Source organism: Curtobacterium sp. Leaf261 (genome assembly GCF_001422205.1).
Lineage (GTDB): Bacteria > Actinomycetota > Actinomycetes > Actinomycetales > Microbacteriaceae > Curtobacterium.
Window position 1 is genome coordinate 116,066 of sequence record NZ_LMMJ01000007.1, and the last position, 19,220, is coordinate 135,285.

Genomic DNA, 19,220 nt, shown 5'->3' on the forward strand with positions numbered 1-19,220 from the left:
GCGTTCAGGAGGCGAGGACCTCGTCGAGGACGGTCGATGCCTTGTCCTCGTCGGTCTTCTCCGCGAGTGCCAGCTCCGAGATGAGGATCTGACGCGCCTTGGCGAGCATGCGCTTCTCGCCGGCGGAGAGTCCGCGGTCCTGGTCACGGCGCCAGAGGTCGCGGACGACCTCGGAGACCTTGATGACGTCGCCCGACGCGAGCTTCTCGAGGTTCGCCTTGTACCGGCGGGACCAGTTCGTCGGTTCCTCGGTGAACGGGGCACGGAGCACCTCGAACACACGGTCGAGGCCTTCCTTGCCGATGACGTCGCGCACGCCGACCAAGTCGACGTTGTCCGCCGGTACCTCGATCGTCAGGTCGCCCTGCGTCACGCGCAGCTTGAGATAGACCTTCTCCTCGCCCTTGATGATCCGTGTCTTCACTTCTGAGATGGTCGCTGCCCCATGATGGGGGTAGACCACGGTCTCGCCGACCTCGAATTGCATTAATCAGGCTCCGTTCCGAGATACCCAGTTTACCACAAGCTGAATTCGGGTAAGGGAGTCCTAACCACGGGCGGTCCAGGCGGATCGCTAAGATGGGCCGGGACCGCTCGGTCCGTCACGCCACCACTGGAGGAATCTTGCGAGCTCGGGTAACCGTGTCCGTCGCCGTCGCGGCAACCATCGCCCTCGGCACCGCCGGGTGCGGGTTCATGACGCCGCAGTCGACCACGGAGCACTACGACGCGAGTGACGGCGTCAGCGTCACGGTCGGCAAGGTCGACGTGCGCAACGCGATCCTGTTCACCGACGACGGCGAGAGCGCGCGGTTCGTCGCGACGCTCGTCAACAACTCGGACTCCCGCAAGGTCGTCACGATCCAGGCGAAGGGCAAGAACTCCGACGAGACGGACGTCACGGTGCCCGCCAACTCGAGCCTCGACCTCGCGAAGGACTCCGACGCGGTCGTGTTCGACCGGCTCGGCTCGAAGGCCGGGGTGCTCACCAGGGTCTTCTTCACCTACCCGTCCGCCGAGGGCGCCTCGATCCGCGTCCCCGTCCTGACCGGCGCACTCGAGGAGTACAAGACCCTCCTCCCGACACCGTCGTCGACGGCGACCGTCCCCGCGACGGACCCGACGCTGACCCCGGCGCCCTACACCGACGCCACGCCGTCCGAGTCCGCGACTCCCGCGGCGGGCTGAGCCCACGGAGCACGTGAACGCCCCCGGTCCGTCGGACCGGGGGCGTTCTGCGTGACCGGCACCGTGCCTCCCGGCCGTGCGCGTGTTCTGAACACGCCCGTCCACGGGGAACACGCGGATGTGGGTGTTCCCGCCGGACCCCCGTGTTCAGAACACGCGCGCGCAGCGGCGAGCCGGCCAGCCGGCCAGCCGGCGGCGGTCAGGCCTCGATGCGGTAGCCGAGCCCCCGGACCGTCACGAGCAGCTCGGGCGCGCTCGGGATCCGCTCGATCTTCGACCGGATCCGCTTGATGTGCACGTCGAGGGTCTTCGTGTCCCCGAAGTAGTCCGAACCCCACACCCGGTCGATGAGCTGTCCGCGCGTGAGCACCCGCCCGGCGTTCCGGAGCAGCAGCTCGAGGAGCTCGAACTCCTTGAGCGGCATCGGGACGTCCGAGCCGTCGACACTCACGGTGTGGCGCTCGACGTCCATCCGGATGCCGCCGACCTGGAGCAGCCCGGTGTCACCCGGGTCGTCCTCGGTGCGGCGACGGAGCACGGCACGCATCCGCGCGAGGAGCTCGCGCGTGGAGTACGGCTTCGTGACGTAGTCGTCGGCGCCGAGCTCCAGCCCGACGACGATGTCGACCTCGGAATCCTTCGCGGTGAGCATGATGATCGGTGCGTTCGACCGGGTGCGGATCTGCCGACACACCTCGGTGCCGGACAGCCCCGGGAGCATCAGGTCGAGGAGCACCAGGTCCGGGTTGTCGGCGTCGAACCGCGCCAGGGCGGTGACACCGTCCGCGGCGACGGAGGTCTCGTACCCCTCGCGCTGCAGCAGGAACTCGAGCGGGCCACTCAGGGCGGGTTCGTCGTCGACGATGAGGATGTGGGTCACGATCAGTGCTCTTCCAAGTGGTCTTCGAGTGCGGTGGTCAGTGCGGTGTCCGCCTCGGGCAGGCGGATGGTGAACGTCGAGCCCTTGCCGGTCTGCGACCAGACCTTCACGGAGCCACCGTGGTTCCCGACGACGTGCTTCACGATGGCGAGTCCGAGTCCCGTCCCGCCGGTGGCCCGCGACCGTGCGGGATCGACGCGGTAGAAGCGCTCGAACACGCGGTCGAGGTCGGCCTCGGGGATCCCGACTCCCTGATCGGTGACGGCGATCTCCACGAAGCCCTTGGTGCTCCGGACCCCCACGCCGACCCTGGTGTTGTCCGGCGAGTACTTGATCGCGTTCGCGATGAGGTTCGACACCGCGATCTGGAGCAGACCCGGGTCGCCGATGACCCGGAGCTTCGACTTCTTCTCGCGGGCGATGGCGATCCCACGGCTCGCGGCGACGACGGCGTTCGTGTCGACGGCGGCCTCGACGACGCCGTCGATACCGACCTCCTCGCTGGCCTCGATCGCGTCGACGGACTGCAGCCGCGACAGCTCGATGATGTCCTTGGTGAGCGCTCCGAGACGCTCGGACTCGGTGATCAGCTGCCCGGCGAAGCGCTTGACGTGCACCGGGTCGTCCGCCGCGGCGACCAGCGTCTCGGCGAGCAGGCCGATCGCGCCGATCGGGGTCTTCAGCTCATGCGAGATGTTCGCGACGAAGTCCCGCCGGACCTCGTCGATCCTGCGGCTCTCGGTGAGGTCGTCCGCCGTCAGGAGCACGTACCGGTTGCCGAGGGTCGCCGCTCGGAAGCTGAGGTACCCGACCATCTCGCCGCGACGGCCGCGCGGGAGCTCGAGGTCCTCGGACCCCATCTCACCGCTCGAACGGACCCGGTCGACCAGGCGCATGAGCTCCTTGTGCGCGAGCCGCCGCCGGACGACGAGCCCGACCGCGAGTGCCTGCGGCGAGGTCGCGACGACGGTGTTCGACGGATCGACGACCACCGCAGGGTTGTGCATGGTCGCGATCACGGCGGCGATGCCGTCGGGGAGCGCCCGGTCTGCGACGTCCGCAGCGCGTGCCGTTCGTTCCGCGGCGAGGATCACCACCACCACACCCGCACCGAACACACCGCCGAGGAGCATCGACAGTGGCACGAGCCACGCGTTGTCCATGCCGCCAGTGTAGGGATGGTCGGGTCCCGTTCCGCCACCGTCCGCCGGCCTCCCGGTCGCCGGGACGAAGCGTTCAGCCCCGCGTCACCGTCCGTTCACCTGGAGACCCCAGACTCGCTCGTGATGTCCAGGACCTCCGGACATGTGCCGAAGGAAGGGCTCACCATGCGCGAAGTGTTCCAGCAGGAGCTCGAAGACGTCCAGGTCCGCCTCGCGGACATCGCCGGGCTCGTCGCCACAGCGATCGCCCGCGCGACCGAGGCCTTCAACGGCCAGGACGTCGCGCTCGCCGAGCAGGTGATCGCGGACGACGCCAAGATCGACGCCGCCGCGATCGACCTCGACGAGCTCGCGATCGACATCCTCGCCCGCCAGGCCCCGGTGGCCCGCGACCTCCGGACCGTGGTCAGCGCACTCCGGATCAGCGCGTCGCTCGAGCGGATGGGCGACATGGCCGAGCACATCGCCCAGCTCGCCCGGTACCGCTTCCCGGACAAGGTCGTGCCGAAGAGCATCCGCCCGATCTTCAAGGAGATGGGTCAGCTGGACGTCGCCGTCGCGCAGAAGCTCGAGCGGCTGCTCCGCACCGAGGACGTGAGCCTCGCCGAGGAGATCCGCGACGACGACGACCGGATCGACGAGCTGCACGCGAGCGTGTTCGACGCGGTGCTCGGCGAGACGTGGAAGGGCAAGCCGGTCGACACCGTCGACTCGACGCTCGCCAGCCGCTACCACGAGCGGTTCGCGGACCACGCGGTCTCGATCGCCAAGAAGGTGCAGTACCTGGCGACGGGCGACTGGGTCGGCGCTCCGTCCGCGTAGGCCGGGTCGCGGTCGCGACCATCTGACGGACGGGAGGCGCGGTGCCAGCTGGCACCGCGCCTCCCGTCCATCCACCCGTCACGTCGCACACCGGCCGCCGCTCCGTGGGACCGGTGTGGTCTGGGAGACTTGCGGGCATGGCTGCTGTCGCGATCCTCGTCAACGGACTGCCCGGATCGGGCAAGACCACGATCGGGGCCTCCCTCGCCGAGGTCCTCGACTGCCCGTTCCTGTCGAAGGACGCCGTCAAGGAGCCGCTCGCGGACATCGTCGGACCGATGATCCCCTCGAGGCAGCTCGGCGGCATCGCGATGGACACCGTCTGGGCGATGGCGGGGGCCGTCGAGGCCGGGGTCGTCATCGACTCGGTGTGGCTCGAGGGCCGCGACCGGTCGTTCCTGGAGGCGGGACTCGTGGCCGCCGGGTCGCCCCGGGTGGTCGAGGTGTGGTGCGACGCCTCGCGGGAGTCCATCGTCGCCCGACTGGACGCCCGGTACGCGGCCTCGCCGGCCCGACACGTGGTGCACGGCACGCGCGACGAGGTCCTCGCAGCATGGGACGAGCACGCGGACGCCGAGCCGCTCGGCATCGCCGGCGGGTGGCCCGTGGTCCGCGTCGACACCGCGGCCGGGTTCGACGTCGCGGAGCTCATGCGCGAGATCGCCGGGCACTTCGGCGCGTAGCCCGCGGTCTCACCCCGGCCCCGGGACCCGGCCTCGTCCCGGACCCGGCCCGGATCCGGCCCGGATCCGGCCCGGATCCGGTCAGTCTGCGGACTACTTCTTGGAGCCCTGCGCCGCCACCGCCGCCGCGCCGGCCGCCGCGGCCTCGGGGTCGAGGTAGCGCGACGGACCGGTCGGACGGAAGTCGTCGTCGAGTTCGTACACGAGCGGGATGCCCGTCGGGATGTTGAGGCCGGCGATGTCCTCGTCGGAGATGCCGTCGAGGTGCTTCACGAGGGCCCGGAGGGAGTTGCCGTGCGCGGTCACGAGCACCGTCTTGCCGTCGCCGAGGTCGCGGGTGATGTCGGACTCCCAGTACGGGAGCAGTCGGTCGATCACGAGCGCCAGCGACTCGGTCCGGGGCAGCGCGTCACCGAGGTCCGCGTAGCGGCGGTCGCCGAACTGCGACCACTCGGCATCGTCGGCGATGGCGGGCGGCGGGACGTCGAACGACCGTCGCCACTCCATGAACTGCTCCTCGCCGTACTCGGCGAGCGTCTGCGCCTTGTCCTTGCCCTGGAGTGCGCCGTAGTGCCGCTCGTTGAGCCGCCAGTCGCGCTTGACCGGGAGCCAGGCGAGGTCCGCCTCGAGCAGAGCGATGTCCGCCGTCTGGATCGCACGGGTGAGGAGCGAGGTGTACAGGACGTCGGGGACGATGCCGGACTCGGCGATGAGCTGCCCGGCGCGCTTGGCCTCCTGCTCGCCGACGTCGCTGAGCCGGACGTCGACCCACCCGGTGAACAGGTTCTTCTGATTCCAGTCACTGTTGCCGTGGCGGAGGAGCACGAGTGTCGAGGTCATGCTCCGATCCTAGCGACGCGCTCCGCCCCCGTACCCTTGGCGGTATGCCGATCGGGAACGTCACGCGCGGGACGACCGGCACGAACCGGCTCCGCCGGGTGGATCGGTGGATCGCCGGGCTGCCGGTCCTCCGACGGGCCGCGGACCTGCTCGTGGCCGATGTCGGGTACGGCGCGAGCGCGACGACGACGCTCGAACTGCGCGACCGGCTGGCACGGGTCCGGCCGGACGTCGAGGTCACCGGGATCGAGATCGAGCCGTCGCGGGTCGCCCTCGCGAACCGGGCTGCGCGCGACGGCGTGACGTTCCGGCTCGGCGGGTTCGAGACGCCGACCCCCGATGGCCGGCGCCCCGCGGTGATCCGGGCGTTCAACGTCCTCCGGCAGTACGACGAGTCCGCCGTCCAGGCGTCGTGGGACCTGATGGCCGGACGGCTGCAGCCCGACGGCCGACTCGTCGAGGGGACCTGCAACGAGGTCGGCCGGGTGGCCTCGTGGGTGACGCTCGCACGTGGCCCGTCCGGTGCCGGCGTCCCGCTGACGTTCACGGTGTCGCTCCGACTCGCGGGGCTCGACGTCCCCTCGATCGTGGCCGAGCGGCTCCCCAAGGCGCTCATCCACCGGAACGTCCCGGGCGAGCGAGTGCATGCGTTCCTCGTCGACCTCGACCGGGCGTGGGCGATCGCCGCGCCCCTCGGCACGTACGGTCCTCGGCAGCGGTGGATCGCCGCGGTCAGGTCGATGCGCGACGGCTCGGCGGGTGGCAGGGGATGGCCGGTGCTGCACGGCGTGACGCGGTGGCGCCTCGGCGAGCTGTCCGTGCCGTGGGAGTCCGTCGCCCCGCGCTGACCGCCCCTTCCGCCCCGGGCAAGCGGGCGGGCGGGTCACGGGTCGACCAGTCGCGACCGGGCCTCCTCGTGGGACAGTCCCGTCGCCATGAGCAGGTCGATCACCAGGGGCCGGAGCATCAGGACCACGACGGCCTCGCCCGCGGCGCCTTGCTCGGCGGACTCCGGACCGAGCACCATCCGCGGGTCGAGTCGAGCGGCGACCGTCTCGAGGACCGAGCGTGCGCGGTCGAGCTCAGCCGTGCCTCCCGTCCGGTCCTCGGACGCCGACGCGATCGATGCGAGCGCCAACCGGACCTCGTCGAGGAGCGCCGCGATCGGCGCCCGGTCCACGACCGGCGGTCCCTGCGTCCCGATCCGACGGATCACCACACGGAGATTCCGGATCGCGAGGTCGACCTGTCGTCGGACTCGCTCCTGGCCGGCGAGCGCTCCGCGGCGTCGGCGGAGCCAGGGCGAGATGCGGCTCACCGCGACCGCGGTCTCGAGCGACGCCTGCCACGCATCGAGCAGCGGCTGCGTCGAGCGGACCTGGTCGAGCGCCGCATCGGCACGCCCGCGTCGGTCGTACCCGAGCGCCTCGATGGTGTCGACGAGCGCCGTGTCGACGAGCACGAACACACGCCGTGCGTCCGTCCGGGCCAGGCCGACGGGGTCGCGTGGGATGAGCGCCGTCGCGAGGAGCGCCACCACTCCCCCGACGACCCCGTCGATGCTCCGCACGAACGGGCCACCACCGGGGACCGGCAGGAACAGCACCAGGATCGACTGCGTCGCCGCGGCCGCAGCGAACGCGTTCGAGGCCGAGAAGAACCGGCCGACGAGCAGCGCCAGCACCATGAACGGCACGATCTGCCAGACCCCGGCGCCGATGACGGCGAGCAGGAGCTCACTGAGCAGGATCCCCACGAGGATGCCGACCGCCGACTCGAGGACCCGCACGGGCCGGGCGTCGCGGGCGAACCCGAGCGTCGAGATCGTCGTGGTCGCCGCGAGGATCGGGAACTCGTGCCCGAGCACCAGGTGCGCGACGGCGTAGGCGCCGAGTGTCGCCGCGGTGATCTGCAGCGCGGCCGGGATCGAGGCACGGACCCGCACCGCGGACGCGCGCACGTCGAACGGAAGCGGAGACCGACTGGAGGATCGTGGCGCGCTCACCACGTCCCTCCCGTCACCGGGACGGCCGGATCCGGCACCGCGGGGTGGACGGTCAGCGTCGGACGGCGCCGAGGCGCGGCATCCGCGGGACACCCGCCGTGGCACCCGCGTCGGTCGGCACGATCGTCTGCTGGGCTGCGGTCACGGTAACGTCGTCGGCCGCCGTGGTCAGGACGGTGGCCGGGTCGAGGGACCGCTTCACGACGGCGAGCGCGATCGGGCCGAGCTCGTGGTGGTTCGCGACGGCGGTGATCCGGCCGACCTCGGCAGGGTCGTCCTCGACGGTGCGGCCCGGCCCGTGCACGAGCGCGCCGACCGCGGGCAGCACGCCGTCCGACCCGTCGACGTGCAGCATCACGAGGCGCCGCGGCGGATGCCCGAGGTTGTGCACCTTGGCGACGGTCTCCTGCCCCCGGTAGCAACCCTTGGTCAGGTGCACCGCGGACCGGAGCCAGTCGAGCTCGTGCGGGATGGTGCGCTCGTCGACGTCTGCAAGGCGGGGCCGCCACGCGGCGATGCGCAGGGCCTCGAGGGCGAGTGTCCCGGCGACCGGGACGTCGGACGCCCCGAGTGTCGTCGCCGCGTCGAGGGGCAGGATGGTCTCGCGGTAGGTCCAGGTCCGGCCGGGGTGGTCCTCGGCGTCGGCGTAGCTCCACCCGCCGACGGCGACCTCGGACCACGGGTCGATCCAGGTCGCGATGACCGCGTCGTCGAGCCCGGCCGCCGTGATCGGTGCCGGGTCGAACGAGCCGACGACACGGACGTCGGCGGACCGGTCGGCGACCTCGACGCGGAGCATGAAGCGCATCGACGTCAGCCACGCGGCGAGCGGCTCGGCATCGCCGTGCTCGGTGAGGAGCCAGGTGGTCTCGCCGTCATCGACGACCCGCGCCGCGTGCTCCACACGGCCGGAGGCGTCGAGCACGAGCGTCTCGGTCGAGGTGCCGGGCGCGAGCCCGAGCAGGAGCTGCGACGTCATCGAGTTCAACCACGACAACCGGTCAGGGCCGCTCACGGTGACGATCCCGGTACCCCCGAGGTCCACCACCGCGCGACCGCGCTCGAGCAACCGCTGCTCGCCGATCGGGTTGCCGTAGTGGAGTGGGCTGGTGCCATCGGCGTCGAGCACGGCGCCGTCCCGGTCTCCGAAGGGCGACCGCGGCGAGGCTCCGGCCGACGGCGAGGTCATCACTCGACCTTGCTGAGCTGGCCGGACGCGTGCGAGGTGAGCTCCTGTCCGAGGGCGGCGATGTCCCAGGCCCAGAAGAGCTTGCCGTCGACGAGGCCGTACATCCGGGTCGCCGCGGAGTACTCCTTGGCCCGGGCCGACCGCATCACGGCATCGGTGGCGAGGTCGACGCGCGGCCCCTTGATGCGTCCGACGTAGAGCTCGTCGACGCCGGTGGGATGCACGATCGACGCCTCGATGTCGAAGCCGTCGTCGTTGTTGCGGAGCATCTCGACCGCGCGTGCCGTGGTGAACGGTCGCGCGCCGTCGCCCAGGAGCATCGCGGGTCCGGGGTCGCCCGGTTCCGACGGACGGTCGAGGCGCCAGTAGCCCATCTCGGCGGCGAGCGGCGTGTGCTCGTCGTCGAGCAGCCAGGTCGTCGAGCTGTAGTTCAGGTACGGCAGACCGTCGTGGCTGAAGCTCACGCGCTGGCCGAACTCGTGGTCGTGGACCTGGTCACCGACCGGGTAGTGCACGACTCCCGTTCCTTCCCAGATGCCGATCAGCCACGACAGCGGGACGATCTCGGCGGGGAGGCCGGTGGGGATCTCGATCAACGCTGGCCCTTGAACAGCTTGACGACGACCACGATCGAGATGAACGCGATCGCGAGCGACGCGAGGCCCAGGAGACCGACGTAGAAGAGCTCGAGCGGCAACAGGGAGTCCATGCCGCGAGTCTACGCGGCATCGCCGACACCGCGGGCGAGGCGCTCAGCGGATCAGGAGGAGCACCACGGTGGCGACGAGCACGACGACGAACGCCCCGGTCGACGCGATGCTGATGCGTTCGACGAGGCCGTCCTTGGTCTGCGTCGCGAGCTGGAGCGCGAAGCTCACGAGCATGCACGCCACGATGACGAGCAGCATCCACGCGAACGGGGCCTCGGTCGCGAACACGACCACGAGCACCGCACCGACCACCGCGAGCAGCCACACGGGCAGCACCGACGCCAGTCGCAGACTCCGCTGGGTCCTCGGCTCGCTCATGCCCCCATCCTTGCACCCGTCGCGGGTGACACATCGCTCGGATCAGTAAGATGTGGGGACCCCGACCCGTCTGGAGGCTCTGTGGCCCAGCTCCTGGTACTCACCTCGGCCGCGCCCGGAGACGTCCTCCCCGCCCTCGGCCTCCTGAGCCACCGGATCCGGCACGTCCCCGCCGAGGCGGCGCAGCTCGTGAACGCGCCCTCGTCCGACATGATGTTCGTCGATGCCCGGACGGACCTCGCGAGCGCCAAGTCGCTCTGCAAGATCCTCTCGACGACCGGCTCGACGACCCCCGTGGTGCTCGTCGTGACGGAGGGCGGCCTCACCGCCGTGAACAGCGAGTGGAACGTCGACGACGTGGTGCTCGAGACGGCGGGCCCGGCCGAGGTCGACGCCCGCATCCGTCTCGTCGCCGGCCGGGTCACGAAGGCGCAGTCCGGCTCGAAGATCCAGGCCTCCGGCGTCGTGATCGACGAGGCGAGCTACTCCGCCAAGGTGCGCGGACGGCCGCTCGACCTGACCTTCAAGGAGTTCGAGCTCCTGCGCTTCTTCGCCACCCACCCGTCGCGGGTGTTCACCCGTGAGCAGCTGCTCAGCGAGGTCTGGGGCTACGACTACTTCGGTGGTACCAGGACCGTCGACGTGCACGTCCGGCGCCTCCGCGCGAAGCTCGGCGACCTGGAGTCCCTGATCGGCACCGTCCGGAACGTCGGCTACCGGTTCAACGTCTACGACGACGACGCGGACCGGATGAGCGGCGAGGGTGCCTGAGGTCCTGACCGGGGACGCCGCCGTCGCGGTGGTCCGTGCGCTCGCGCAGGAGGCTGCCGCAGCCGGCGAGGCACCGCCGTTCTCGGACCAGACCCTCGTCGACGTCGGCGCCGGCCGGGCGACCGTGCTCGTCGACGACGGCAGGGCCGCAGCGGTCGTGCGGGACGGCGAGCTGGAGCTGATGGTCGGTCTGGAGGCCCGGGGCCGCGGCATCGGGACGGCCCTCGTCCGGCAGGCGCTCGCCTCCGGCACCGCGGACGCGCCCGCCCCGACGCTCGCGTGGGCCCACGGGGACGCACCCGCCGCCCGCGCGCTGGCCCGGGCGTTCGGCTGGTCCGCCGCGCGGACGCTCCTGCAGCTCCGGGCGCCGATCCCCGAGGGCGACGCCGACCCGGGCCTCCCGGCCGGCATGTCCCTCGTGCCGTTCGCGGCGGGCAGCGCGGCGGCGACCCCGTCGGAAGCCGCCTGGCTCGGCCTCAACGCGACGGCGTTCTCGCACCACCCGGAGCAGGGTCGGATGACACTCGACGACCTCCGCGAGCGCGAGGCCGAGGACTGGTTCGAGCCGGCGGACGTGCTGCTGCTGCAGGACGGGGACGGCGCGCTCGTCGGGTCCTGCTGGCTCAAAGTCGACGGACGCATCGGCGAGTTCTACGCCGTCGCGGTCCACCCCGGGCGGCAGGGGCAGGGGCTCGGCGGGGTGCTCATGCGCGCGGGGTCCGCGCGGCTCTCCGGGCGGGGACTCGACGCCGCCGCACTGTACGTCGAGGGCGACAACGTCCCGGCACTCGCGCTGTACCGCCGCACGGGCTTCGTCGACCACACCGTCGACGTGCAGTACGCCGCTCCGTCCGACGAGCAGGGCGCCGCTCCGTCCGCCTGACCGCAGCTCGTCCTGCACAGGCTGGCCGTTCACCTCCGGTCCACACAGCGTCCATGTCCACGCCACCGCCGACACCACGCGGATGGCAGGATGGCCACATGGATGCCGAACCGCAGCTCGACGGGGAATCCGTCGCCTCCGACCTGGACGACTTCGACGAGATCGTCGCGGTCGAGCACGAGTCGCTGCCCACCGATCGGTACTTCGACCGCGAGCTCAGCTGGCTCCGCTTCAACCAGCGGGTGCTCGAACTCGGCGAGGACCGCACGGTGCCGCTGCTCGAGCGCGCGAACTTCCTGGCGATCTTCGCCACGAACCTCGACGAGTTCTTCATGGTCAGGGTGGCGGGACTGAAGCGTCGCATCGACACCGGGCTCGCCGTGCCGACCAACGTGGGCCGCGCACCGCTCGACGTCCTCTCCGACATCGCGCGGGAGGCCCATGCCCTCCAGGACCGACACGCCAAGGCGTTCGCGGAGGTCCTCAAGCCGGACCTCGACGAGGCGGGCATCCACGTGGAGCACTGGTCCGACCTCGAGGAGGCCGACCGCGTCCGCATGCGCGAGTACTTCACCGGGCAGATCTTCCCGGTGCTCATGCCGCTCGCCGTCGACCCGGCGCACCCCTTCCCGTACATCTCCGGGCTCTCGCTCAACCTGTCGATCCGAGTGCGCAACCCGAAGACCGCCCGGCAGGAGTTCGCGCGTCTCAAGGTGCCGCAGATGCTCCCCCGCTTCGTGCAGCTCCCCGACGACGGCTCGGGGCGCCTCCGGTTCATCCCGCTCGAGGACCTCATCGCGAACCACCTCGGCGACCTGTTCCCGGGCATGGAGATCATCGAGCACCACGTGTTCCGGGTGACCCGCAACGAGGACGTCGAGATCGAGGAGGACGAGACCGAGAACCTCATCCAGGCCCTCGAGAAGGAGCTCCTGCGGCGCCGCTTCGGACCGCCGATCCGCCTCGAGATCACCGACGACATGGACGACGTCACACTCGACCTGCTCGTCCGCGAGCTCGACATCACCGAGAACGAGGTGTACCGGCTGCCGTCACCGCTCGACCTCGGCGGCCTGTTCGAGCTGTCGAAGATCTCGCGGCCGGACCTGCACTACCCGAAGCACGTGCCGACGACCGCGGTGCAGATGCAGCCGACGGAGCCGAACCTCAAGCCCGACCTGTTCCGCGCGATCTCGCGCGAGGACATCCTCGTGCACCACCCGTACGAGTCCTTCGCCACGAGCGTGCAGGCGTTCCTCGAGCAGGCGGCCGCCGACCCGCACGTCCTCGCCATCAAGCAGACGCTCTACCGCACCTCTGGCGACAGCCCCATCATCGAGGCGCTCATCGACGCCGCGGAGGCCGGCAAGCAGGTCCTCGCCCTCGTCGAGATCAAGGCGCGCTTCGACGAGCAGAACAACATCACGTGGGCGCGGAAGCTCGAGAAGGCCGGCGTGCACGTGGTGTACGGGCTCGTCGGGCTGAAGACCCACAGCAAGCTCGTGCTCGTCATCCGCCAGGAGAAGAACGGGCTGCGGCACTACAGCCACATCGGCACCGGCAACTACAACCCGAAGACCAGCCGCATCTACGAGGACCTCGGACTGTTCACCGCGGACGACATCGTCGGCAAGGACCTCACGCGCCTGTTCAACGAGCTGTCCGGGTACGCCATCGAGAAGAAGTTCCGCCGGCTCCTCGTCGCGCCCCTGCACCTCCGCAAGGGACTCCTCAAGCGGATCACCGCCGAGGCCGAGAACGCCAGGGCGGGCAAGCCCTCGGGGATCCGGATCAAGGTGAACTCGATCGTCGACGAGCAGATCATCGACGCGCTGTACCTCGCGAGCCAGGCCGGCGTGCCCATCGACATCTGGGTCAGGGGCATCTGCGCGCTCAAGCCCGGCATGGAGGGATACAGCGAGACCATCCGGGTCCGCTCGATCGTCGGCCGGTACCTGGAGCACTCGCGGGTGTTCTCGTTCCACAACGACGGCGACCCGACCACCTGGATCGGCAGCGCTGACATGATGCACCGGAACCTCGACCGCCGGGTGGAGGCACTCGTGCGCCTCACCTCGCCCCGGCACCTGGAAGAGGTCGACAACCTGTTCGCGCTGGCCATGGCCGAGACGACGAGTTCGTGGCACCTCGAGTCGGACGGCGAGTGGACGCGGCATTCGGTGGGTTCGGACGACGAGCCCCTCGAGGACATGCAGAATAGCCTCATGCGGCAGATCTCCTCCAGGAAGCGCTCGGCACGGTGAGTCCCACGCAGGGGCCGGTCGTCGCGGCCGGTGCCGTCTGCTGGCGCGTGCGTTCGGACGAGGTGCAGGTGCTCCTCATCCACCGCGAGCACCACCGGGACGTCTCGTTCCCGAAGGGCAAGGTGGATCCGGGCGAGTCCGTCCCGGAGGCGGCCGTCCGCGAGATCGAGGAGGAGACCGGGTACCGGGTGTCCCTCGGTGCGCCGCTCGCCGCCGCGGAGTACGTCCTGCCGAACGGCCGCGACAAGATCGTGCACTACTGGGTCGCCGAGGTGTCCGCCAAGGAGCTCACGCGCGCGGGGTCCTTCGCGCCGAACGACGAGGTCGCGGCGCTCGAGTGGGTGTCCGTGGCCGACGCGGGCCGGATGCTCACCTACGAGCGCGACGTCGCGATCCTCGAGCAGTTCGGTGAGCGCGCCGCCGCCGGTCTGCACGACACCTTCGCCCTCATCGCCCTCCGCCACGCCAAGACCGTCCCGGGCGGCGACTGGCACGGCCCCGACGCGACCCGGCCGCTCCTGCCCGTCGGTCGGTCACAGGCCAGGCACGTCGCGACGTCGATCGCCGCGTACGGTCCACGGAAGATCGTCAGCAGCACGGCCGCCCGGTGCCTCGCGACCGTCGAGCCACTGTCGGACCGGACGCGGGTCGGCGTCACGAGCACTGCGGACATCAGCCAGGACGCGTACGAGCAGGGCCGGAGCGACGTCAAGGGCATCGTCCGGAAGCGTCTCGCCAAGGCCAAGAGCGCCGTGCTGTGCTCCCATGGTCCGGTGCTCCCGGACATCATCGCGCGGATCGCCCGGGACACCTCGGACGACCCGTCGCGGTTCGACCTCCGACGCGCTGCCATGCTCTCGACGGGGGACTTCGCGGTGATGCACATCGCCGGGTCGGCGCTCGTGGCGGTCGAGACCCACTCCTCCGGCGTCCCGGCCTGAGCCACTCGCCGGCCCCCCGCGCACACGCTCCTCCAGAGGCACGCACCCTCCTACAGATACTCCCGAGCAGGCCCTGGTCGACCACGACCGGGGCCTGCTTCGTCGTGCGTTCACCTCCTGTTCACCAGGGGTCGCCGTGCCGGTCACCTCGGCTCCTTACTGTCACAGGCAGGACGGCACACAGCACTGCCGTCCGGCATGCTCCCCACACCACACGAGATCTTCCCCGAAGGGACCCCTGTGAACATCAAGCGAATCGGTTCGGTCGCAGCAATCGCGATCGCCGGCGCGATCGTCCTGTCCTCCTGCGCAGCGAACGAGGACGCGGCCCCCGCCTCCTCCGGTTCCGCCTCCGCATCGTCGGGCACGGACTACTCGAGCCTCTCCGGCACCCTGAACGGTGTCGGATCGAGCGCTCAGGGCACGGCGGAGACCACCTGGATCTCCGGCTTCCAGCAGAAGGCCTCCGGCGTCACGGTCAACTACAACCCGCAGGGCTCCGGCGCGGGCCGCTCGAGCTTCATCTCCGGTGCCGCGGACTTCGCCGGCTCGGACGCTGCGCTCTCCGACACCGAGCTCTCGAGCACCTTCCAGGCATGCAAGGCCGGCACGAAGGGCATCGACCTCCCGGTCTACATCTCCCCGATCGCCATCGCGTACAAGATCGACGGCGTCAAGAGCCTCACGCTCGACGCCGAGACCATCGCCGGCATCTTCAAGGGCGAGATCACGACCTGGAACGACCCGGCGATCGAGAAGCTCAACAAGGGCGTCGACCTCCCCTCGGCGAACATCAACGTCGTGCACCGCTCCGACGACTCGGGCACCACGCAGAACTTCGCCGACTACCTGTCGCAGAACGCACCCTCGGTGTGGGACGCAGCGGTCAGCCAGACCTTCCCGTACCAGGTCGGTGACGGTGCGCAGCTCACCTCCGGTGTCGCGAGCGCCATGGCGAGCGCCGACAACTCGATCACCTACATCGACGACTCCGGCGTCGGCAGCCTCTCGAAGGCGAAGCTCATGGTCGGCGACACCGCGACCACGATCAGCGCCAAGGGTGCGGCACAGGTCGTCGCCGGTTCCGAGGTCGCAACGGGCCGCGAGGACAACGACCTCGCCATCTCGATCAACCGCAAGGACACCGACAAGGGCGCATGGCCGCTCGTGCTCGTCTCCTACGCGATCGCGTGCCAGACCTACCAGGACAGCGCCAAGGCCGACCTGGTGAAGGCGTACCTCAGCTACGCCGCGAGCTCCGAGGCGCAGGACGCCGCCGCGACCCAGGCGAAGTCCGCGGCCCTGACCGACGAGCTGTCGGCCAAGGTCACGAAGGCCATCGCCACCATCAAGTAGCACCCACGGCCCAGGTGCCCGGTCCTCGCAGACCGGGCACCTGGGCCGGACCCCGTTCCGGTCGGCCTGGAGGGACGGTGCCAGCTGGCACCGTCCCTCCAGGCCGGCGGACGGAACCGCGGTACCCGCCGCACCCGACTTCCCCACCCGATCAGGAGTCCCGAAGGACATGACGACCGAAGCCCCCGCGCCCGAGGCCCCAGAGGTCTCCGCCGCGACGCCCCCTCGGCTGAAGGCCCCCGTCCGGATCGGCGACCGGGTGTTCTCGACCGCCACCGTCCTCGCCGGTGGCCTCATCCTCCTGGTCCTCGCCCTCGTCGCAGCGTTCCTCGTCTGGCAGAGCATCCCGGCCTTCTCCGCCAAGGCCGGCGAGCTGCCGAACGACGCGAGCGGCTTCTGGGACTACGTCGGCCCGCTCGTCTTCGGCACCGTCTGGGCGGCGATCCTCGCGCTCATCATGGCGACGCCGATCGCGATCGGGATCGCCCTGTTCATCTCGCACTACGCGCCGCGGCGGATGGCAGCGGTCCTCGGCTACGTCATCGACCTGCTGGCCGCCGTGCCGAGCGTCGTGTTCGGGCTCTGGGGCGTCGTCGTCCTCGCCCGGTTTGTGACGCCGTTCTACCACTTCCTGAACGAGTACTTCGGCTGGTTCCCGCTCTTCTCCGGGCAGGTCTCCGGCACCGGTCGCACGATCCTGACCGCGGCGATCGTCCTCGCGGTGATGACCATCCCGATCATGACCGCGATCATGCGCGAGATCTTCCTGCAGGCGCCCCGCCTGAACGAGGAGGCCGCCCTGGCCCTCGGCGCCACCCGGTGGGAGATGATCCGCATGTCGGTGTTCCCGTTCGCCCGGTCCGGCATGGTGTCCGCGGTGATGCTCGGCCTCGGTCGCGCGCTCGGTGAGACCCTCGCGGTGGCCATCGTCCTGTCGGTGTCGACGAACATCAGCTTCAAGGTGCTCACCTCGCTGAACCCCTCGACGATCGCGGCGAACATCGCACTGCAGTTCGCCGAGGCCTCCGGTGTGCGGCTCAACGCCCTCATCGCATCGGGTCTGATCCTGTTCGTGATCACACTCGTCATCAACATGCTCGCCCGCTTCATCGTGCGCAAGCGCGTGGGCTGACGGAAAGGCACACCCGATGTCACTCGCCATCCGCCAGAACGCCGGCGCCAGCAACGTCTACGCCGCCGGCAAACTCCCGAAGCCGTTCCCGTGGCTGCTCCTCCTCGGCAGCTGGGTCGTGTTCGGCCTCGTCTTCCTCCTGCTCAACGCCGGTGGCACCGTCAAGGACTTCAACATCGTCGCCGTGGTGTTCCTCGGCACGGTCCTGTTCGACGTGCTCATCGTCGTCATCTCGCGCATCGTCGAGGGCGGCCGCAAGGCCGTCGACCGGCTCATCACCTCACTCGTCGCGACCGCGTTCATCCTCGCGCTCCTGCCGCTCGTGTCGCTGCTCTGGACGGTGATCGCGAACGGGATCGCCCGGCTCGACGGCCAGTTCTTCTCGTACTCGATGCGCAACGTCATCACCGACGGGGGTGGCGCACTGCACGCCATCGTCGGCACCGTCGAGATCACCCTCTTCGCGACGCTGATCAGCGTCCCGATCGGCCTGCTGACGAGCGTCTACCTGGTCGAGTACGGACGCGGGTGGCTCGCCAGGTCGATCACGTTCTTCGTCGACGTGATGACCGGCATCCCGTCCATCGTCGCCGGGCTCTTCGCCTACTCGCTCTTCTCGCTCCTCATCGGCCCAGGGACCCGCAACGGCCTCGTCGCCGCCATCGCCCTCAGCGTCCTGATGATCCCGATCGTCGTGCGGAGCACCGAGGAGGTCCTGAAGATCGTCCCGATGGACCTCCGCGAGGCCTCGTACGCGCTCGGTGTCCCGAAGTGGCTCACCATCGTGAAGATCGTGCTGCCGACGAGCCTCGCCGGGATCACGACCGGGGTGATGCTCGCGATCGCCCGCGTCATCGGCGAGACGGCGCCGCTCCTGGTCACCGCCGGGTTCACGACGAGCATGAACTACGACGTGTTCAAGAACCCGATCATGACGCTCCCGGTGTTCGCGTACACGCAGTACTCGCAGCAGGGCGCGAACCCCGTCCCGTTCGTGGATCGCGCCTGGGCCGCAGCGCTCGTGCTCATCCTCATCGTGATGTTCCTCAACCTGCTCGCCCGGCTCATCGCCCGCGCGTTCTCCCCCAAGCTCGGCCGCTAGGCTTCCCCACCACCCTCCACGTCAGGATCACACTTGTCCAAGCGCATCGAGGTCGACGGCCTCAACGTCTACTACTCCAAGTTCAAGGCCGTGGAGAACGTCTCCATGACGATCGAGCCCCGCACGGTGACGGCCTTCATCGGCCCGTCCGGCTGCGGCAAGTCGACGTTCCTCCGCACTCTGAACCGCATGCACGAGGTCATCCCCGGCGCATGGGTCGAGGGCGAGGTCAAGATCGACGGCGACGACCTCTACGCGCCCGGCGTCGACCCCGTGCTGGTCCGGCGTCAGGTCGGCATGGTGTTCCAGCGCGCGAACCCGTTCCCCACGATGTCCATCAAGGACAACGTGCTCGCGGGCGTGAAGCTCAACAACAAGCGCATCAGCCGCTCCGAGGCCGACGACGTCACCGAGCGCTCACTCCGCGGTGCGAACCTCTGGAACGAGGTGAAGGACCGCCTCGACAAGCCCGGCATGGGTCTCTCCGGCGGCCAGCAGCAGCGCCTCTGCATCGCCCGCGCGATCGCCGTGCAGCCCGACGTGCTGCTCATGGACGAGCCCTGCTCCGCACTCGACCCGATCTCGACGCTCGCGATCGAGGACCTCATCGAGGAGCTGAAGAAGGAGTACACGATCGTCATCGTGACGCACAACATGCAGCAGGCGTCGCGGGTGTCCGACCGGACCGCGTTCTTCAACATCGCCGGGACGGGTGAGCCGGGCAACCTCATCGAGTACGGCGACACCGCCACGATGTTCTCGAACCCGACCGTGCAGGCGACCGAGGACTACGTCAGCGGCCGCTTCGGGTGATCGATCGGTCCCACTGGTCGCGCCGGTGACGGACGCGACGGGATGACGGACTGGAGGGACGGTGCCAGCTGGCACCGTCCCTCCAGTCCGTGGTGGTGCCGGCCCGGCGCGCGTCGGCGAATGAGAAGTGCCCACCTGTCGGACCGCGTTCGCGAACCCG

General features: G+C 70.1%; 20 protein-coding genes. 12 read left to right on the forward strand and 8 right to left on the reverse strand.

Going from position 1 to position 19,220, the window contains the following annotated elements; genetic code table 11:
• Positions 1-4: 4 nt before the first annotated feature.
• Positions 5-487: a CarD family transcriptional regulator gene (locus ASF23_RS05850; protein ID WP_055950522.1), complete on the reverse strand. Its 483-nt coding sequence runs from the start codon at positions 485-487 to the stop codon at positions 5-7.
• 155 nt (positions 488-642) lie between these two features.
• Between ASF23_RS05850 and ASF23_RS05855 the strand changes: the two genes are divergently transcribed.
• A complete protein-coding gene (locus ASF23_RS05855; RefSeq protein WP_055950525.1) occupies positions 643-1,188 on the forward strand; it encodes a hypothetical protein in 546 nt (181 codons plus the stop codon).
• 199 nt (positions 1,189-1,387) lie between these two features.
• On the opposite strand, the gene ASF23_RS05860 is transcribed toward ASF23_RS05855, so the two are convergent.
• Together ASF23_RS05860 and ASF23_RS05865 are read right to left on the reverse strand one after the other, a co-directional pair.
• Positions 1,388-2,068 carry a response regulator transcription factor gene (locus ASF23_RS05860; protein ID WP_055950528.1) on the reverse strand — a complete coding sequence of 227 codons (681 nt, stop codon included), beginning with the start codon at positions 2,066-2,068 and terminating at the stop codon, positions 1,388-1,390.
• Positions 2,069-2,070: 2 nt separating this feature from the next.
• Positions 2,071-3,231 (reverse strand): sensor histidine kinase, encoded by a 1,161-nt coding sequence (locus ASF23_RS05865; protein ID WP_055950530.1) that lies wholly within the window; start codon positions 3,229-3,231, stop codon positions 2,071-2,073.
• Between the two features lie 165 nt (positions 3,232-3,396).
• Here ASF23_RS05865 and phoU point away from each other — a divergent pair, with 165 nt between their 5' ends.
• Positions 3,397-4,053: a phosphate signaling complex protein PhoU gene (gene phoU / locus ASF23_RS05870; RefSeq protein WP_055951511.1), complete on the forward strand. Its 657-nt coding sequence runs from the start codon at positions 3,397-3,399 to the stop codon at positions 4,051-4,053.
• 137 nt (positions 4,054-4,190) lie between these two features.
• A complete protein-coding gene (locus tag ASF23_RS05875) occupies positions 4,191-4,736 on the forward strand; it encodes an AAA family ATPase (RefSeq protein ID WP_082473871.1) in 546 nt (181 codons plus the stop codon).
• Between the two features lie 93 nt (positions 4,737-4,829).
• Here the strand turns inward: ASF23_RS05875 and ASF23_RS05880 are convergent, their stop codons facing one another.
• Entirely contained in the window at positions 4,830-5,576 is a 747-nt protein-coding gene (locus tag ASF23_RS05880) for a phosphoglyceromutase (protein ID WP_055950534.1), read from the reverse strand.
• A 44-nt stretch (positions 5,577-5,620) separates the two neighbouring features.
• Between ASF23_RS05880 and ASF23_RS05885 the strand changes: the two genes are divergently transcribed.
• The gene (locus ASF23_RS05885) at positions 5,621-6,424 is read left to right on the forward strand and encodes a class I SAM-dependent methyltransferase (RefSeq protein ID WP_055950537.1); all 804 of its coding nucleotides are present in this window, start codon (positions 5,621-5,623) and stop codon (positions 6,422-6,424) included.
• Between the two features lie 35 nt (positions 6,425-6,459).
• Here the strand turns inward: ASF23_RS05885 and ASF23_RS05890 are convergent, their stop codons facing one another.
• From ASF23_RS05890 to ASF23_RS05905, 4 genes are all read right to left on the reverse strand, one after another.
• Positions 6,460-7,536 carry an FUSC family protein gene (locus tag ASF23_RS05890; protein WP_055950540.1) on the reverse strand — a complete coding sequence of 359 codons (1,077 nt, stop codon included), beginning with the start codon at positions 7,534-7,536 and terminating at the stop codon, positions 6,460-6,462.
• A gap of 97 nt (positions 7,537-7,633) precedes the next feature.
• Positions 7,634-8,770, reverse strand: coding sequence for a CAF17-like 4Fe-4S cluster assembly/insertion protein YgfZ (gene ygfZ, locus ASF23_RS05895; RefSeq protein WP_055950544.1), 1,137 nt, complete (start codon positions 8,768-8,770; stop codon positions 7,634-7,636).
• Complete coding sequence (locus ASF23_RS05900; RefSeq protein WP_055950546.1) at positions 8,770-9,366, reverse strand: FABP family protein; 597 nt, start codon at positions 9,364-9,366, stop codon at positions 8,770-8,772. Before ASF23_RS05900 ends, ygfZ begins: the two co-directional genes overlap by 1 nt.
• Before the next feature lie 156 nt (positions 9,367-9,522).
• On the reverse strand, positions 9,523-9,798 hold the full coding sequence (locus tag ASF23_RS05905) for a hypothetical protein (RefSeq protein WP_055950549.1): 276 nt from the start codon (positions 9,796-9,798) through the stop codon (positions 9,523-9,525).
• Between the two features lie 81 nt (positions 9,799-9,879).
• Between ASF23_RS05905 and ASF23_RS05910 the strand changes: the two genes are divergently transcribed.
• From ASF23_RS05910 to pstB, 8 genes are all read left to right on the forward strand, one after another.
• Positions 9,880-10,569, forward strand: a complete 690-nt coding sequence (locus ASF23_RS05910; protein ID WP_055950553.1) for a winged helix-turn-helix domain-containing protein — start codon at positions 9,880-9,882, stop codon at positions 10,567-10,569.
• Positions 10,562-11,452 (forward strand): mycothiol synthase, encoded by an 891-nt coding sequence (gene mshD / locus ASF23_RS05915; RefSeq protein WP_055950556.1) that lies wholly within the window; start codon positions 10,562-10,564, stop codon positions 11,450-11,452. Before ASF23_RS05910 ends, mshD begins: the two co-directional genes overlap by 8 nt.
• Before the next feature lie 98 nt (positions 11,453-11,550).
• Entirely contained in the window at positions 11,551-13,716 is a 2,166-nt protein-coding gene (locus tag ASF23_RS05920; RefSeq protein WP_055950558.1) for an RNA degradosome polyphosphate kinase, read from the forward strand.
• The gene (locus tag ASF23_RS05925) at positions 13,713-14,657 is read left to right on the forward strand and encodes an NUDIX hydrolase (RefSeq protein WP_055950560.1); all 945 of its coding nucleotides are present in this window, start codon (positions 13,713-13,715) and stop codon (positions 14,655-14,657) included. The genes ASF23_RS05920 and ASF23_RS05925 overlap by 4 nt, the downstream gene beginning before the upstream one ends.
• Before the next feature lie 240 nt (positions 14,658-14,897).
• Positions 14,898-16,013, forward strand: coding sequence for a phosphate ABC transporter substrate-binding protein PstS (locus tag ASF23_RS05930; protein ID WP_055950563.1), 1,116 nt, complete (start codon positions 14,898-14,900; stop codon positions 16,011-16,013).
• Between the two features lie 169 nt (positions 16,014-16,182).
• The gene (gene pstC / locus ASF23_RS05935; protein WP_055950566.1) at positions 16,183-17,145 is read left to right on the forward strand and encodes a phosphate ABC transporter permease subunit PstC; all 963 of its coding nucleotides are present in this window, start codon (positions 16,183-16,185) and stop codon (positions 17,143-17,145) included.
• 16 nt (positions 17,146-17,161) lie between these two features.
• Complete coding sequence (pstA, locus tag ASF23_RS05940; RefSeq protein ID WP_055950569.1) at positions 17,162-18,247, forward strand: phosphate ABC transporter permease PstA; 1,086 nt, start codon at positions 17,162-17,164, stop codon at positions 18,245-18,247.
• Between the two features lie 33 nt (positions 18,248-18,280).
• Positions 18,281-19,060, forward strand: coding sequence for a phosphate ABC transporter ATP-binding protein PstB (gene pstB, locus ASF23_RS05945; protein ID WP_055950574.1), 780 nt, complete (start codon positions 18,281-18,283; stop codon positions 19,058-19,060).
• The last annotated feature ends 160 nt before the right edge of the window (positions 19,061-19,220 follow it).